The sequence below is a fragment of the Pedobacter psychrotolerans genome (assembly GCF_004340665.1).
GTDB lineage: Bacteria > Bacteroidota > Bacteroidia > Sphingobacteriales > Sphingobacteriaceae > Pedobacter > Pedobacter psychrotolerans.
Map to the genome: position 1 here is coordinate 179,912 of NZ_SLWO01000008.1, position 16,131 is coordinate 196,042.

Below are 16,131 nucleotides of genomic sequence, written 5' to 3' on the forward strand. Positions count from 1 at the left end.
TTTTGAAAAATTTAAATTTTAGTTTTTCTTTTCTGCTGAACTACCCAAGTCAATTACGATAGGAGTAGAGATACATAATGATGAGTAGGTACCAATGATACGACCAATCAATAAGGCAAAGATAAATCCGCGGATACTATCACCACCAAAAATAAAGATCACCAATAACACAAAGAATACGGTTAATGAAGTCAGGATGGTACGACTCAATGTACTGTTTAAAGCGAAATTAATTAATTGATTACGTTCTTCACCATGTAAATCTTCTTTACCAGATTCTTTCAGTTTCTCACGGATACGATCGAATACAACAACCGTTTCTGTCATGGTGTAACCCATTACCGTTAAAATTGCTGCAATAAAATCCTGACCAATTTCTAATGAGAACGGCATCACACCATCTAAAATCGTATAGAAAGATAATACCATTAAAACATCATGTGCCAATGCAAGTACCGCACCTAAACCATACTGCCATTTTTTGAATCGCACTACAATATAGATAAACATGAAGATACAAGAGATCAATACCGCGTAAAATGCGCCATTTACAATATCACTGGCAATAATAGGTGTTACTTTTTGTGAGCTTACCACTTCAAACTTAGATCCCGCTAAACCTTTGTTTAAGGCATCTTCAACCACTTTATCAGTTTTGATGTCCTGATCTTCGATGTGGAAAGTAGTGGTGATTTTTACTTGATTATCTTCACCTGCAGTTTTAACCTCTGGTGTTTCATTTCCAAAAACAGGTGTTAATTTTGATTTTAAGTCTTCTGTGTTTACAGCATTATCAAAGTGAACTAAATATGTTCTACCACCTTTAAAGTCAACACCTAGATTTAAACCGCCATTTTTGAAATACATGCCAATACCTGCAAGAATAATTACAGTAGAGATAACATAATATATTTTACGACGGCCTACAAAATTGAATGCTAAGTTTTTGAATGCATTACGGGTGAAGTTATTATCGAAGCTGATTTCAATCTTACGATCTAACATCGACTCAAATACAACTCTTGAAATGGCAACAGCTGCAAATAACGAAGAAAGAATACCAATACACAATGTTGTGGCGAAACCTTGAACTGGTCCGCTACCAAATGCATAAAGAATGGCACCTAAAATAAATACGGTAATGTTGGCATCAAGGATAGAAGGCATTGCATGTTTGAAACCTTCTTTAATTGCCGTTGGAATATTTTTACCCAGTGCAAGTTCTTCACGTACACGTTCGAAAATCAGGATGTTCGCATCTACTGATAAACCAATCGTTAGTACGATACCAGCAATACCAGGTAATGTTAACACTGCACCAAGAGATACTAAAATACCAATGATGAAGAATAAGTTAATTAACAAAGCAAAGTTAGCCACCCAACCTGCACGGTGATAATATAAAGCCATGAAGATTAAGATCACAATAAACGCAATCACGAAAGAGATTAAACCATCGTGTATAGCTTGTGCACCTAATGTCGGACCAACCACATAGCTACCCGCAATACGTGCCGGAGCTGGTAATTTACCTGCTTTTAAGATGTTTGATAAATCTTTAGTATCAGCTTGTGTAAAGTTACCAGTGATTGAAGATACACCACCTGCAATTTCATTCTGAACAGTAGGTGCAGAATAAACCTGGTTATCTAATACAATTGCAATAGATTTTTTATTGTTTGGATCAGCAGCAGCTTCAGCCGTAATTTTTTTCCATTTTGCAGCACCTTCGCTGGTCATGTACATGGTTACTTCTGGTTTACCTTTTTGATCGAAATCATCTTTCGAATCGCTAATAGCCTCACCACCTAAATCTGGTTTACCATCAGCACTTACTGCTTTAATAGCATAAAGTTCGAAAACTTTTGAACCTTCTCTAGGTTTAACGCTCCACATAAATTTCATCGTAGATGGAATTGCAGCAGCAACTTCAGGCAATCTTAAATATGAATTAACTTTAGCAGTATCTTTTTGTAAAGACATACCCACTACAGCACCGGGCATTAATTGTTGTTGTCCGTTTTCTCCCTGGTAAACTGGAAGACTAAGCACAGCATATAATGGGTTAGATTTTGCTAACTCCGCTTTTACAACAGTAGAATCTTTTTTACCTAAACCAGCAAGCTTACCACCTTTAGCGGTAGTATCTTTAGCCGCAGCTTTTTCTAAACCAGCTAATTTACCACCAGCAGGAGCTGCCGTGGTATCTTTAGTCGTTGCAGGTGGATCAGCTTTTAAAGTAGCAGCTAATGTTTTATTAATGTTTTCAAGCAAAGGAACAACTTCCTGAACCTGGTACACTTGCCAAAATTGTAATTCGGCAGAACCTTGTAAAAGTTTAGCAATACGCTCTTTATCTTGTACACCTGGCATTTCGATTAAGATACGGTTACTACCTTCTTGTTTTTGCATGTTCGGACTTACTACGCCGAAACCATCAATACGAGAACGTAAAACAGTAAATGAACGGTCAATAGCGCTGGTTGCTTCTTTTTCTAAGAAAGATTCAACTTCGTTATTGCTTGCGCTAGGTTTTAACTGAGATGCATTATCTTGATTAGAAAAATAATCTGCAAGTTTAACACCAGGGCTTAACTTTTCGAATTCATCAACAAAAATTTTGATGTAATCTTTACCACCGGCGTTTAATTGAATCTGTGCATTTTGAACTGCTTTGTTAAAGTTAGCATCAGTAGGGTTGCCCGCTAAAGATTTAACCAACTCCGCTAACGATATCTCCATCGTTACGTTCATCCCGCCTTTTAAGTCTAAACCTAAATTAATCTCTTTAGCTTTAACTTCACCGTAAGTAAATCCAACAACTGGATAGACTTTTTCGGTATTCATCGAATCTAAATAAGCTTTTTCTTTAGCTAAATCACCCTTCGCATAGTCTTTGGCGGCTTTTTCTACATTGGATGCTACCAAAGTAAAAGAGAGCGCATACGCACAAACGATAGCTAATACTATCGCTATAAACTTAATAAAACCTTTTCCTTGCATTGTTTGTTTAAAATAATTTGTCTTTCGCTGTTTTTAACAAGTCGGCAAATCTAATTAAATTTTTAAATTATAGAACCCCTTAACTGATAATTTATTAAGATTAATTTCCAATAGCGCATAATACCAATGCAATCGTTACGTTGAATCCAATTTAATGTTCAAATTATACCCGATGATTCATTTGGAAAGCAAGAGCAGGAGCATTTGATTTCGGTTCAGTCCCGCTGATGCTTCAAGTCCTGATGAAGAATCAGGAGCTTTTCGCGTATATCGGGTTTAAGTGGCACGGAAGGTATTTCTATTTTCGGCTAAGAGTATAGGGCTATCGTTATGGCGAGGCACAGCTTACCCTAACTTTCGGAGAAGCAATCCTTCGCTTTAAAATACTCAGTGTTCTCCGTGAAAATCTCGATGTTCTCTGTGGTAGAAAATTTATATCCGTTTTAAAACCTCAAAAGTATAATCGTATTTATTTTTTTCGTCGGCTTGATGATGCTCTGAACTTACCACTTCCCATTCGCTTCTGTCAAATTCTGGAAAAAAGGTATCTGCATCAAATTGATGATGGATGGTGGTTAAATAAAGCGTATCTGTTTCGGGTAAAGCCTGACGGTAAATTTCAGCACCACCTACAATGAAAATTGGTTTTTCTTCAGTATTGGTAATTTCTAAAGCTTGCTCAAAACTATTTACCACCTCAACGCCTTCAATTTGTAAAGATGCATCCCGGGTAATCACAATGTTCCGGCGGTTAGGTAACGGCCTGCCAACAGAATCAAATGTCTTGCGACCCATGATGATGGTATGCCCGGATGTAGTTTGTTTAAAAAATTTTAAATCAGCTGGCATGTGCCATAAAAGCTGGTTGTTTTTGCCTATTTCTCTGTTTTCTCCTGTGGCAACAGCAATGGAAAGCGAAGGGCTTTTTTGTTCATTAGTCATTGGTCATTTGTTTATTAGTGTTTGCATGGTGTATTAAGCACGGTTTAATAGGCCAGATTTAAACATGCATTCCTAGATTATTATGAATCAGGTCAGATTTTTGCCAATATATTTTATGTAAGCATTAAGCTTTAGATGAATGGTTTGTAGTTCGGTATAGAGTTCTGAATAACATTCTTCAGATATTAAATTCCTGTTTTTCGATTTCCGAAGGAACGACTTAACCTCCAAAATAGAACCCCGGCTGTAGTAACAAAAGTTTTTATTCTCTTTAAAATGGTATCGGCCATATCCTTCTGCAATATTAGCACTGATAGAATCGGCAGGCCTACAAAGCTGCTTTCCTATGGTATCTTTTGCAAAATATTCCCATCTGGTAACTACATTCCAGATTTTATCTGAGATTACTTCTGATAAATTATACACTTCTAAATCCTCTAATTTATAATTCATTCTCTATTAAATTAACTGAAATTAAATAAGGGATGTAATAAAATAAGGTATTTAGGTATGCGCCTAAACAAATGAACCAATGGCTAATGACCAATGAACAGAAATCTACACCGCTACAATACCTTTAATATGTGGATGTGCTTCGTAATTCTCTAATGTAAAATCCTCAAATTTGAAATCAAAGATGCTTTTAACATCAGGATTAATTTTCATCGTAGGCAATGGTTTAGGTTCTCTGCTTAATTGAAGATTGGCTTGTTCGATGTGGTTATTGTATAAATGTGCATCGCCTAAAGTATGTACAAAATCGCCAGCTGCTAATCCGCAAACCTGCGCAACCATCATGGTTAATAAAGCATATGATGCAATATTAAACGGAACGCCCAGGAAAATATCTGCACTGCGTTGATATAACTGACAACTTAACTTCCCATCAGCAACGTAAAATTGGAAGAAAGCATGACAAGGTGGTAAAGCCATATTTTCAATCTCCGCTACATTCCAGGCCGAAACAATAATTCTACGAGAATCAGGATTGTTTTTAATGGTGTTGATGATATTGGTAATCTGATCGATGTGTTGTCCATCAGGCGTTGGCCAGCTTCTCCACTGCGAACCATAAACCGGCCCCAGGTTTCCGTCTGCATCTGCCCATTCATCCCAAATGCGGACACCATTATCTTTTAAATATTTAATGTTGGTATCGCCAGTTAAAAACCAGATCAGTTCATGGATGATAGATTTTAAATGCAATTTCTTTGTCGTCACCATCGGGAAACCTTCCTGCAAGTTAAAACGCATCTGATAGCCAAAAACGCTTATCGTTCCCGTTCCCGTACGATCATGTTTTTGAGCGCCGTTATCCAGCACATGCTGCATTAAATCTAAATATTGTTTCATATACCCCCGAAACCCGAATAATCGGGATTTTTAAATTTTAAGAAAATAATCTGTTACAAATATGTGAAAAATCTTAATCCCGAAATCTTTTAGTTTTCTACAATAACAGATTTTTAAACAAGCCTGACTTTTGTATGTTTGCATCAGAACCGTATTTAGCTTTGACGGAAAATCTCAAATCTCAAATCTCAAATTTCAAATCTGAATGTTATCTTTTCCAAACGCAAAAATAAACCTGGGTTTAAACATCACCGAGAAACGGGCAGATGGTTATCATAACCTCGAAACTGTTTTTTACCCAATCCAAATTAAAGATGCTGTAGAAATTGTAGATGCAACAGAAACATCTTGCAAAATTCATGGTATAGACATTCCTGGAGATGCGAATGATAATCTCTGTTTTAAGGCTTATCAGTTAATTAGAAATGATTACACTATTCCTGAGCAGCAGATTAATCTTTTAAAAAATATTCCTGTGGGAGCGGGTTTAGGAGGTGGTTCTGCAGATTGCGCCTTCGTAATTAAGCTGATCAACGAAAAATTCAATCTGGGTTTATCCGTTAATCAAATGGAAGGTTATGCCCGTAAGCTGGGTGCAGACTGTGCCTTTTTTATTGAAAATAAGCCTGTTTATGCTTTTAATAAAGGTGATGAATTTGAAAAGTGTGAGGTTGATTTGTCGGGTTGGTTTATAGTTTTGGTCAAACCACCTATCCACGTGAGTACCGCTGATGCTTATGCCCTGGTAAAACCTCTTAAGCCTTTGCAATCATTAAAAGAAATCATACATTTGTCACCAACAACATGGAAAAATAAGGTTATCAACGATTTCGAGCCATCGGTATTCGCGAAGTATCCCCAAATTCATCAAATAAAAACCAGTTTATACGATGCAGGCGCAACATTCGCTTTAATGAGTGGTAGCGGCTCGTCGGTTTTTGCAATTTTCAACGAACCTGTTAAATTGCCTGAACTGGAAAAAAACAACTTAGTTTATTATAATATTTAAAAAGAGCTTAAATGTTAAAGCGGAAAGACTAAAGCAAAATTAGTCTTGATACTTGATACCAATACTCGATACTAACAAATGAATATAAATCTCATCCGCAAAAGCGGGAAATTTAATTTTGAAGCAGAAAACGAAAGCGGTTTTACTGTAGAATTAGATGCAAAAGCTGCTATTGGTGGCGAGGGCAAAGGTTTCAGGCCAATGGAAATGCTATTGGTTGGATTGGGTGGTTGCAGTGGAATTGATATGGTGAATGTGTTAACTAAGCAGAAAGAACCGCTAGACGATATTAAAATTGCCATCAACGCTACCCGAAAAGACGAAGAGATGCCACCCATCTTTGATGAGATTGAAATTCACTTTGAGTTGTTCGGTGATTTAAACACAGGAAAAGTAGAACGTGCACTTGCCCTTACTTTTGATAAGTATTGCTCTGTGTCGAATATCTTAGGCCGATCTGCAAAAATTAATTTTACATACGAAATAAAGAAATAGCGAGAGTTAAGTATAAAGTAGCGAGTATCAAGTATCAAGTCTGGGAAGCGATACATGATGCCAATTTATACTCTATACAAAATCTTGATACTTGATACTAAAATCTTGATACTAATAACAAATGAAATCCGAAAACTTTGAAACCATAGCGATCCGCACGCAAACCGAACGAAGCTTACATAAAGAACACTCTGCGCCGATTTATCTTACCTCGAGTTATAAATTTGATGATGCAGAAGAAATGCGGGCATTATTTGCAAATGAAAAGGAAGGGAATGTTTACAGTCGGTACTCTAACCCCAATACTTCAGAGTTTATAGAGAAAATGTGCTTGCTGGAAGGTGCTGAAGATGGTTTTGCTACGGCAACGGGTATGGCGGCTATTTTTACCACATTCGGCGCTTTCTTAAAAGCTGGCGATCATATTGTTTCCAGCCGTTCTGTTTTTGGATCTACACACCAGTTGTTAACCAATGTTTTTTCTAAGTGGGGTGTTACCTTCGATTATGCTGATTTAGATAAGCCACAAGATTGGGAGGCTTTCATTAAGCCAAATACCAAAATGATTTTTGTGGAAACCCCATCCAATCCTGGTATTGATATTATCGATCTGGAATTTCTTGGTCAATTGGCAAAAAAACACAATCAGCTTCTGGTGGTTGATAATTGTTTTGCCACGCCTTACTTGCAGCAGCCAATTGCATTAGGTGCACATATTTCTATCCATTCGGCTACCAAATACATTGATGGACAAGGACGTGTTTTAGGTGGTATAATCTTGGGAAATAAGGAATTGATTGCAGAGGTGATCGGTTTTGCCCGTCATAGTGGTCCGGCTTTATCTCCGTTTAACGCATGGATTTTATCTAAAAGCTTAGAAACGTTAGCTGTACGGATGGATCGTCATTGCGAAAATGCCTTGAAAGTAGCAGAATATTTAGAGAAACATCCAAAAATTAAACTGGTTAAATATCCATTTTTACCATCTCATCCACAATATGAAATTGCTAAAAAGCAAATGAAACAGGGCGGAGGTATCGTAACCATTGTTGTTGATGGTGGTGTAGAAGGTGCACGTAATTTCATGGATAAATTAAAAATGTTTTCAATCTCTGCAAACCTTGCAGATACCCGTTCCATTGCTACACATCCAGCTACGAGTACACATAGCAAATTAACAGAAGAGGAGCGCAATATTGTAGGTATTGAGCAAGGTTCTATCCGCTTGTCAATTGGTTTAGAGCATATCAATGATATCCTGGCAGATATCGAACAGGCGTTGGCATAAGCTATCTGTTATTCTGATTTTATTTCAGAATTAATAGAAAAGTAATTATAGTGGGCATATTGGTTATGATAGCCCTGCTTTTTTATTTCAAGCTTTTTAATATCTACTGTCATGCTGAGGCACGAAGCATCTGTTTCATCGGTTACAGATACTTCGTGCCTCAGCATGACAACGTATTTAAGCTTGCTGCAAATTTATAAAAGCTTACCACTTTGGATTTATTTAAATAGGTTCTTGCTAAAAACCTGAATGCTAACCATGGATGATAATGTTAAAGTAACCTAATAATTCCCATCGCCTCCAACTTCCAAACTTTCTTACCCTACATCAATGCGCAGGGTTCAAACCTGCAGTAAATTTGTATCATAAACAAGAAAGGAAATTTATGTCACAATTTATTTTGTACAAAGGAAACACCAGAGGCCATGCCAATCATGGATGGTTAGACGCTCACCACTCATTCAGCTTTGCTAATTATTACAATCCTGAAAGAATGAACTTTGGCGTTTTAAGAGTTTTAAATGATGACTTGATTGACGGTGGAATGGGTTTCGGCGCACACCCACATGATAATATGGAAATCATTACCATTCCATTAGCAGGCGCTATTGCACATAAAGATAGCATGGGCAATACTGCAGAGATTAAAGCAGGTGAAATTCAGGTGATGAGCGCAGGTACAGGCGTGAGCCATAGTGAATTTAATGCTTTGGCTGATGTTCAATTAAACTTATTGCAAATCTGGTTATTTCCAAATAAGAAAAATGTAACGCCGCGTTATGATCAAAGAGCTTTAGATGTGGCTGCCCGTCATAATAACTTTCAGCAGATTTTATCTCCCAATAGTGAAGATGATAATGTTTGGATTCATCAGGATGCCTGGTTTTCATTAGGTAAATTTGATGAAAGCTTTGAAACTGAATATAAAATCAAAAAAGCTGGAAATGGTGTTTATGCTTTTGTCATTAATGGTGAAGTAACTATTGATGGGCAAACATTAAGCAGAAGAGATGCCATTGGTATTTGGGATACAGATCAGATCAGTTTTAAAGCAAATACAGCTGATGCTGAGGTATTGCTAATGGATGTTCAGATGGAATTATAATTTAAGTTACATGTTAAAAGTTGCAGGTTATAAGTCGATAGGCTAACCCTGGAACTTTTAACATTAACCTTTAAACTTAAAAATATGCAAACTACGATACTTTACATTGGCAGAGATACAGAAATTACCATCGTCATGAATCGCTTACTTAATGCCCGGCCAGAATGGAAGGGTATTTGCGTTTGTACAGATGAAGAAGCGATTTCAGTTTTTAATGAACAGTCTATTGATCTGGTTTTGCTTGGTAATGGCATCAATCATGAATGCGAACAGGCTTTAAAATCAAAATTTGATTCGATTAAGCCAGGTATCAAAATTATTCAGCACTATGGTGGTGGAAGTGGTTTGCTTTATGGAGAAATTATGACTGCCATGAATTAGGATTAATATGATGATAGGTTCTAGATTTTTTCCTGGACAAATGTCTTTACATAGACTTTTGCCCATGCATTCGCAATACTTAAGATTATCAAATTTACTTTGATCTTAAACTCTGAAGATTTTTGCAGTTGCCAACCTGATCTTAAATCACACCATTCTAGCTTATATATTCCCTGTCTTCATCACTCAGTTCTTTTTTTGTAGAAATGGTTTGGTTTCTTTCAATTTCATTATCATAACTGCTAACGGTTTTTTTAGGACGACCTACAATAAAGCCGATGATAAAACCAATGATGACACAAACGCCTATAACAAGTAATTTGGAGACGAACACGCCATCCACTACAATAAAATTAAATGCTACTTCATCGCTATTTAAAAATAAAAAAGCAGTAAGTAATGCTGTTAGGATGATAATAAATATGGTTTTTCCGTTCATGGGTTAAAAGCTATAAGTAAATGAAAACTCTAATATCGGATTTTGATTGTAAATCTTGTTAACAAATACCAATCTTGTTCCAATATCAACAACAGGTTGATACCGTAAAATGTTTAAACTACTATTTAATTCTATGCCATAAGTTTTTGGTTGACCTATATTCGTGTCTTTACCAATGTTTTCGTAGTGTGAAAATAAACCAGCTCTAAAATTCCTAACGTAAGCAAGCGGCCCCAATTCCCAGTCTGGAAATGCAAATGGAAATTTGTAATTAAAAAGCATGCTGTTCTGTAGCTTACTTTTTGCAAGGATGTTGTTGTAACCATAAACCGTTGCAATTTCTGTTGCATATTGATTTACACCAGTTGCTTTTTGGTAATTGAAACTAGCAAGGAAGGAATGGTTTTTTGCAAAGCCCGGAAAATATAAGAAACTTTCTAAAGCCATAATCTCACCACCAAGATTTTTATCAAAAGGCTGATGGTTGTAGGTTACCCTTAAGGTCTGTGCCCACTTCGGCGCAATGTCTCTTTCGGTAGTTCTCGCACTATGATTGAAAGTAAAATTATATTCCATTGGAAATTTTAATGCCGTTATAAAATTGACGGGCATATTTTCTGGTTGATAACGTTGCGTAAAACTTGTAGCGGCATTTAGTGTAAAAGAATAGTTTTGATTTCTTGCATTGAATGATAATGGAAGTGATGCATTAAGCTTGATATAGTTCTCTCTCCAATCGCCTTGCTGAATTACATTTTTAGATCGATAGAACGTTCTTTTTGGTCTGTTGCGATAGAGAACACTCAATACGGGATAAAGTGCCTTATAGCTAATGTCTGCGGTGTATTCAAAACGCTTCAAATCCCGATGGTATTTTGCACCCGTATAAAAGTCCATGGTGTTTAATAAATTATTAGATTGTAGTTCCAATCCGAAAACATATTCGTTATCAATAACCGGAATCACACTGTGGAAACTAAAAAGATTTAAGCCTTGCCGGTAGCGTTTGGATTGGAAAGCAGTGTCTGGAATTTGATTAAAAACGTTGCCGGTATTTTCTTGTTTTTCTGCAGCTGCAGAAAAATCCACAAACCCGTTTCCCCCCACAGGTTTTTCAGAAATCATTTCTTCTGCAATTTCATATCCATTCACTTTGTAATCATTGAAAGTAATTTTTCCATTGTCACTTTCAGTAGGATTAAAAGCTCCATATCTTGACGCACTTAAAGCGCTTATATTTTTTGAAACAGTGTCTATGGTGTAAATGTTATCAATGCCATTGAGGTGTGCGTTGAAGGCAATTTTATTGCCAATAAAAATTGGTCTGCTCAATTGCTGTCTACTATTTAAAATCAGTGGTTTCTTTTTCTCTCCATCTACCACCCAAAGGCTTTTTCCTTTTTCGGTAACACTGATGTAAGCAATCAGATTTCCGGTTTGATCAAAGCAAGGTGTCTGCAGAATTTCATTATCAGGGTTTGGGATGGTTTTTAAAATCTTACCCGAACTTGCATCAATTTCAACAAGATTGAATTGATTATTTAATTCAACTTTTACCGCTACAATTTTCTTTCCATCATCAGAAAGGGTGGGGGAGAAGAGGCGGCTTTGACTACTCAGTTTTTTGAATTTCCTGGTCATCATATTATAGGTGCAAATCAAGCTATAGCTTCTCTGTTTGTATCTTGGGTCGTAACGAATTTCATCCCAAACTAGAATGTTGTTTTTCAGACTAAACCAAGGTTGTTCCTGGTAACCAATTCCAAATAATTTTTGTTCAGATTGATCGTGATTAATTACAATAAAATGTCGCGCTTCTTGCTTGCTTTCTTTCAGTGCAAAAATCTGATTTTTATTCAATCTTACGGGGAGAAAATAATTGGTTGCCAGCGATGTTTTTTTATTAAGCGATGTATAGTTTTCAGTCGATAAAAAATCTTGTTGAGTGGCCCAGTTTTTTTTTAGTTTTTCTTGTGTGGTCAGGAAGTATTTATTGGTGTTTTGACCAGTGTATTTTTTTAAACTTTTTGAAAAAGGATAGAGCCTTAACGGTCGGTTGCTAATATCAGCAAGTAGGCTATCAGAAATGAACTGACCAAATTTTTCTTTCATGTCTGCTACCATTAGATATCCGGTTTGATAATATCCTGGAGTAACATCTTTATTCGAACCAAAATAGGCTTTGCTGTAAGAGAATCTTTTGCCTTCTAAAATTGCTGCCCGATAAGGCATGATCCAATTGGGCTGACGGCCTCGGCCTGATTCAGTCAATGCCGTTTCATTAACTACAGCATCGCCTTCAAAAAACCAGGTTGGAATGCCAGCCCCAAAGTAAGCAAAGTAAACCAGTTCAGGAAAGGGATGTTTTTTGCTTCCTGTCAATTTGTCAAACTGTGCAATGTGTCTTAACTCATGAACCGCTAAATTATTGAGCCAATCCTGACTGTCAAAATATTGAGGTGGTGTGGTGTAAAATTCAGATTTCTTCGGACCTAGCTGAACAAAGCCATTGGCAACGGTTCCTTGATTTTGAAGAAGTAGGGGAATAGCAGTGGTTTGCCGATTTAAACTTTGGCCAACCTTTGGATAAATATAGGGTAGGGTGTTAGCCATTCTTTGCGCTTCCTTTTCCAGTTCCTTTGGATAGATAATTTTAAAACCTCCTGATTGGATATAGTTCCAATGTACACTAAGTGGGTTCTGTGCTGTGCTGAAGATTTGTCCAAAAACAGGATATGAAATAATACTTAATGATATTGATATTAAGTATCTGATAATTAGTTTTTTGTTTGGTTTATAAAAGATCATTATAGGGATTTGCTAAAATAATTAGTTTTATAGTTTTTCTAATTGATATTTTTTATTTATTATGACTTTATGTTGTGGTTTTATTTTTATTGATTTTCAGTTTGTTATGATATTTATTTAAATCTAATATTTTAGGAATTTATGATTCTTAATCAACGTTATGAGAGGATTTGTTTACGTGAATTTAAGCGTTTTCATAGCACTTAATTTAGTGCCTTAAATTACACTTATTAATCCATTTAAGGGTAATATTTTTTCCGGTTTTTATTTTCAGATTGAGTGATGTGCACACAATTATTATTTATTTATATAGAACAGTAAAAGGCTGGATTTAGATTTTATGGATTTAGCGCTATGAAAATTATGAGTAAAAACACTTTTAATCGGTTTTTGAATATTAACGTGAGCTAAATAATTAGCGGTTTGTGCATATAGCCACTGAGCGTTTATTAATCCTAATGGAGAAATAATCTTTCATTTTAAACAAGTACTGAAGAAACCAGCAGCAACATCAATATATAAAATTAGTGTCATTATGGCATATTTGATTTAGATGTATTCGTTGATCCGATCATACACGTTTTGATCAGCTGATCATACCTATAATATTAAAAGTTAAGTACCAGGCTTTTCATTTGATCTCTGGCTAAAATATTAAATAATGAAGTGCATTTTTTGGTTTGAACTTAAGAATTATTCTTTGATAGCATCATCGTTTATATCGCAATTTCGTATGAATTTGATCAGAAATCATCCAATACGAGGCGCTATTTTAGTCTGTTAATTGTATTTCCTGTGGATATTCGCCTGTCTTTTATAAATTTTTATTTTTTATGATAAATTATAACTTATGTGTTTTATTGTGTGTTAAGTATCTTTTAATCAGTGTTTTATATAGTGTATATGGGTGGTGTATTTTGTGCTAGGGAAATAAATTATGATACAGCGATTATCACTAAATAATTCCTATTTCTACTGCAGAAGGAGATAAATTGTAAGATCTCTAACGGATTATTTATGTTAAATTGGTGATGCTTATCTATAATTATCACCCACCAAACGTGAAGAAAATAGCGTCCTACTAATCGCTTTGAAACATATTTTATATGCTCAATTACCACTGATAATCTTATCTTTTTTAAGATTATTTTAAGTATGAAATTCTGGTTTTAAGGCACCTGAAATAGGTTGTTTTATCAAGGTATTAATGCAATACAATCTATTGTAAGAAAGCTCAATCTATTACAAAATAAATGCGACTAAATAGTATGGGTGATGTTGGCAATTCGTGCCAGTTTTGTCCTGAATTTGGTGTCGAAAAATTAAAGTTTATTTTTCCTTTTTTTGTAGATTGGATATAGAAAAATAGCACTTAAAATAATAGCTGCACCAACGTAAAATCCAGCTGTCATTTGCTCTCTATCTTTAAAGAAAATAAAAGCTAAAAGGATGCCATATACAGGTTCAAGATTAGTAACCAAAGCCACTCTGAAAGCTGATAATGTTCTCATGACAGATACGCCTGCAACATAAGCAACAGAGGTGCAAAGTGTGCCTAAAATACCAATATAAATCCAGTCATTTATATTCAGGTTGAAGGAAGAATTGATCAGTGATCCATCATATAAACGGTACAAGGTGATCCAGAAAAGTCCACCAACCAATTCATAAAAACCAATAATAGATGGCTCACTTTTTTGAACCAAGGTTGAATTAATGGTGGAGAAAAGACTCGATGCAACGGCTGCAAGCAATCCGAAAATGATACCTAAAGTATATTGACCTTCAAATTTAAAGATCATATAGATGCCTAAAATAATGATCAATCCAATTAAAATATCACCCATTTGAATGGGTTGCTTTTTAATTAAAGGTTCTAAAATTGCAGTAAATAAAGTGAAAGAGGAGAGACATACTAAGGTAACTGAAACTGTAGAAACCTTAATGGCATGGAAGAAAAATATCCAGTGAATGGCTACAATGGCACCTGTAAAAAAGAACTGTAAAAACTGCTTTTTTGAAATCTTAATGTTCTTTTTTGTGATCAGAAACCACGCTAAAAGTGTTGATGTCGCAATTAAAACTCTGTACCAAACCAATGGTACTGCATCGATTGAAATTACTTTGCCAAGCACACCGGTAAAGCCCCAGATGAGTACAGTAAAATGAAGGATAAGTAAGTTTTTCTTGGTTTGCTCCATTCCTATTTTGGCGCCCGTTTTAACAGGTAGATACCGAGTAAACCAAATGCAATAGTAGGGGATATCACTGCCACAACCGGTGGTAATCCACCTTTGGTAGAAAACATTTGTGTGAACTGATTAAACACAATGTAGGCGAAGCTAATAAAGATGCCAATCCCCAAGGAAACGCCAACACCACCACGTACCTTACGTGAGGAAAGTGCGACTCCGATTAAGGTTAAAATGTAGGCAGAAAGTGGGTGTAAGAAACGTTTATACTGCTCAAACTCCAGGTCGTTCATGATACCTGTTCCTCTGACTTTTTCCTTACGGATTTTGTCTGCCAACTCACTTGTTGAAAGATTTTGAACCACATTTGCGTATGCTGAAAAGTCATCAGGGCGCATATCTAAAATGGTGTCTTTTAATTTGCCGTTGCCGTAAATCATCGACTCTTTTAAGCCGTCAATTTTACGAATAGAGTAATTACTGAGTTGCCATTTCCTCTTCGTAGAATCCCATTTGATGTTGTCAGCAACAATCTTTTTAACCAATACATCTCCATTAAAATTGTCTAATGAAAATCTATATCCATAATTGGTTTTATTATCAAAACTTTCAATATAGATGTAAGTTTTGTCATCCAGTTTCATGTGGATATTCGTTTTCGTAGAAGGGTCATTACGCTTAACGTAAGTGTTCTCAAAACTATTTTTTAAAGTATTGGTGTAAGGTAAAACGTAAAGATTAGAGCCGAGGTTAGCTGCAAATATAACCGTTGCAGAAACGAAGTAAGGCAATAAGAACCTGTTGAAACTAACGCCCCCGCTTAAAATAGGTACAATTTCTGTTTGATCAGCCATCTTAGCCGTAAAGAAAATAACGGCAATAAAGTTAATCAGCGGCGATAGCATGTTCACATAAAAAGGAATAGAACCAGCGTAGTATTTAGAAAGAATGCCCCAGAAACTGAGGCCACTTTTCATAAAATCATCCATTTTTTCGGATAGATCAAATACGACAATGATGATTACGAAAATGGCCAGGGTATATATAAATGTACCCAGGTATTTTCCAATAATATATTGGTCAATTATTTTTATCTTTCCTTTTAACAGACTCATG

13 protein-coding genes are annotated in these 16,131 nt (G+C 35.8%); 5 read left to right on the forward strand and 8 right to left on the reverse strand.

The window, feature by feature from the left end; genetic code table 11:
- Nucleotides 1-18: 18 nt before the first annotated feature.
- The 4 genes from secDF to EV200_RS19085 all read right to left on the reverse strand — a co-directional run bounded on the left by secDF (nucleotide 19) and on the right by EV200_RS19085 (nucleotide 5,298).
- Nucleotides 19-3,003 carry a protein translocase subunit SecDF gene (gene secDF / locus EV200_RS19070; RefSeq protein WP_132535558.1) on the reverse strand — a complete coding sequence of 995 codons (2,985 nt, stop codon included), beginning with the start codon at nucleotides 3,001-3,003 and terminating at the stop codon, nucleotides 19-21.
- Nucleotides 3,004-3,435: 432 nt separating this feature from the next.
- Complete coding sequence (locus EV200_RS19075; protein ID WP_132535560.1) at nucleotides 3,436-3,945, reverse strand: dihydrofolate reductase; 510 nt, start codon at nucleotides 3,943-3,945, stop codon at nucleotides 3,436-3,438.
- An 87-nt stretch (nucleotides 3,946-4,032) separates the two neighbouring features.
- Entirely contained in the window at nucleotides 4,033-4,398 is a 366-nt protein-coding gene (locus EV200_RS19080; protein WP_132535562.1) for a four helix bundle protein, read from the reverse strand.
- 105 nt (nucleotides 4,399-4,503) lie between these two features.
- Nucleotides 4,504-5,298, reverse strand: a complete 795-nt coding sequence (locus tag EV200_RS19085) for a thymidylate synthase (protein ID WP_132535564.1) — start codon at nucleotides 5,296-5,298, stop codon at nucleotides 4,504-4,506.
- 205 nt (nucleotides 5,299-5,503) lie between these two features.
- Here EV200_RS19085 and ispE point away from each other — a divergent pair, with 205 nt between their 5' ends.
- From ispE to EV200_RS19110, 5 genes are all read left to right on the forward strand, one after another.
- Nucleotides 5,504-6,307: a 4-(cytidine 5'-diphospho)-2-C-methyl-D-erythritol kinase gene (gene ispE, locus EV200_RS19090; RefSeq protein ID WP_132535566.1), complete on the forward strand. Its 804-nt coding sequence runs from the start codon at nucleotides 5,504-5,506 to the stop codon at nucleotides 6,305-6,307.
- Between the two features lie 78 nt (nucleotides 6,308-6,385).
- Nucleotides 6,386-6,802: an OsmC family protein gene (locus EV200_RS19095; RefSeq protein ID WP_132535568.1), complete on the forward strand. Its 417-nt coding sequence runs from the start codon at nucleotides 6,386-6,388 to the stop codon at nucleotides 6,800-6,802.
- Nucleotides 6,803-6,923: 121 nt separating this feature from the next.
- Nucleotides 6,924-8,090, forward strand: coding sequence for a trans-sulfuration enzyme family protein (locus tag EV200_RS19100; protein WP_132535571.1), 1,167 nt, complete (start codon nucleotides 6,924-6,926; stop codon nucleotides 8,088-8,090).
- Between the two features lie 385 nt (nucleotides 8,091-8,475).
- Nucleotides 8,476-9,195: a pirin family protein gene (locus tag EV200_RS19105; RefSeq protein ID WP_132535573.1), complete on the forward strand. Its 720-nt coding sequence runs from the start codon at nucleotides 8,476-8,478 to the stop codon at nucleotides 9,193-9,195.
- A gap of 84 nt (nucleotides 9,196-9,279) precedes the next feature.
- Nucleotides 9,280-9,576: a hypothetical protein gene (locus tag EV200_RS19110; protein WP_132535575.1), complete on the forward strand. Its 297-nt coding sequence runs from the start codon at nucleotides 9,280-9,282 to the stop codon at nucleotides 9,574-9,576.
- Nucleotides 9,577-9,733: 157 nt separating this feature from the next.
- Here EV200_RS19110 and EV200_RS19115 read toward each other — a convergent pair whose 3' ends face one another.
- From EV200_RS19115 to EV200_RS19130, 4 genes are all read right to left on the reverse strand, one after another.
- Complete coding sequence (locus EV200_RS19115) at nucleotides 9,734-10,015, reverse strand: DUF1049 domain-containing protein (protein ID WP_132535577.1); 282 nt, start codon at nucleotides 10,013-10,015, stop codon at nucleotides 9,734-9,736.
- A 3-nt stretch (nucleotides 10,016-10,018) separates the two neighbouring features.
- Complete coding sequence (locus EV200_RS19120; protein ID WP_132535579.1) at nucleotides 10,019-12,823, reverse strand: TolB family protein; 2,805 nt, start codon at nucleotides 12,821-12,823, stop codon at nucleotides 10,019-10,021.
- 1,322 nt (nucleotides 12,824-14,145) lie between these two features.
- Complete coding sequence (locus EV200_RS19125) at nucleotides 14,146-15,024, reverse strand: DMT family transporter (protein ID WP_132535581.1); 879 nt, start codon at nucleotides 15,022-15,024, stop codon at nucleotides 14,146-14,148.
- A 2-nt stretch (nucleotides 15,025-15,026) separates the two neighbouring features.
- On the reverse strand, nucleotides 15,027-16,130 hold the full coding sequence (locus EV200_RS19130) for an LptF/LptG family permease (RefSeq protein WP_132535583.1): 1,104 nt from the start codon (nucleotides 16,128-16,130) through the stop codon (nucleotides 15,027-15,029).
- Between the last annotated feature and the right edge of the window lies 1 nt (nucleotide 16,131).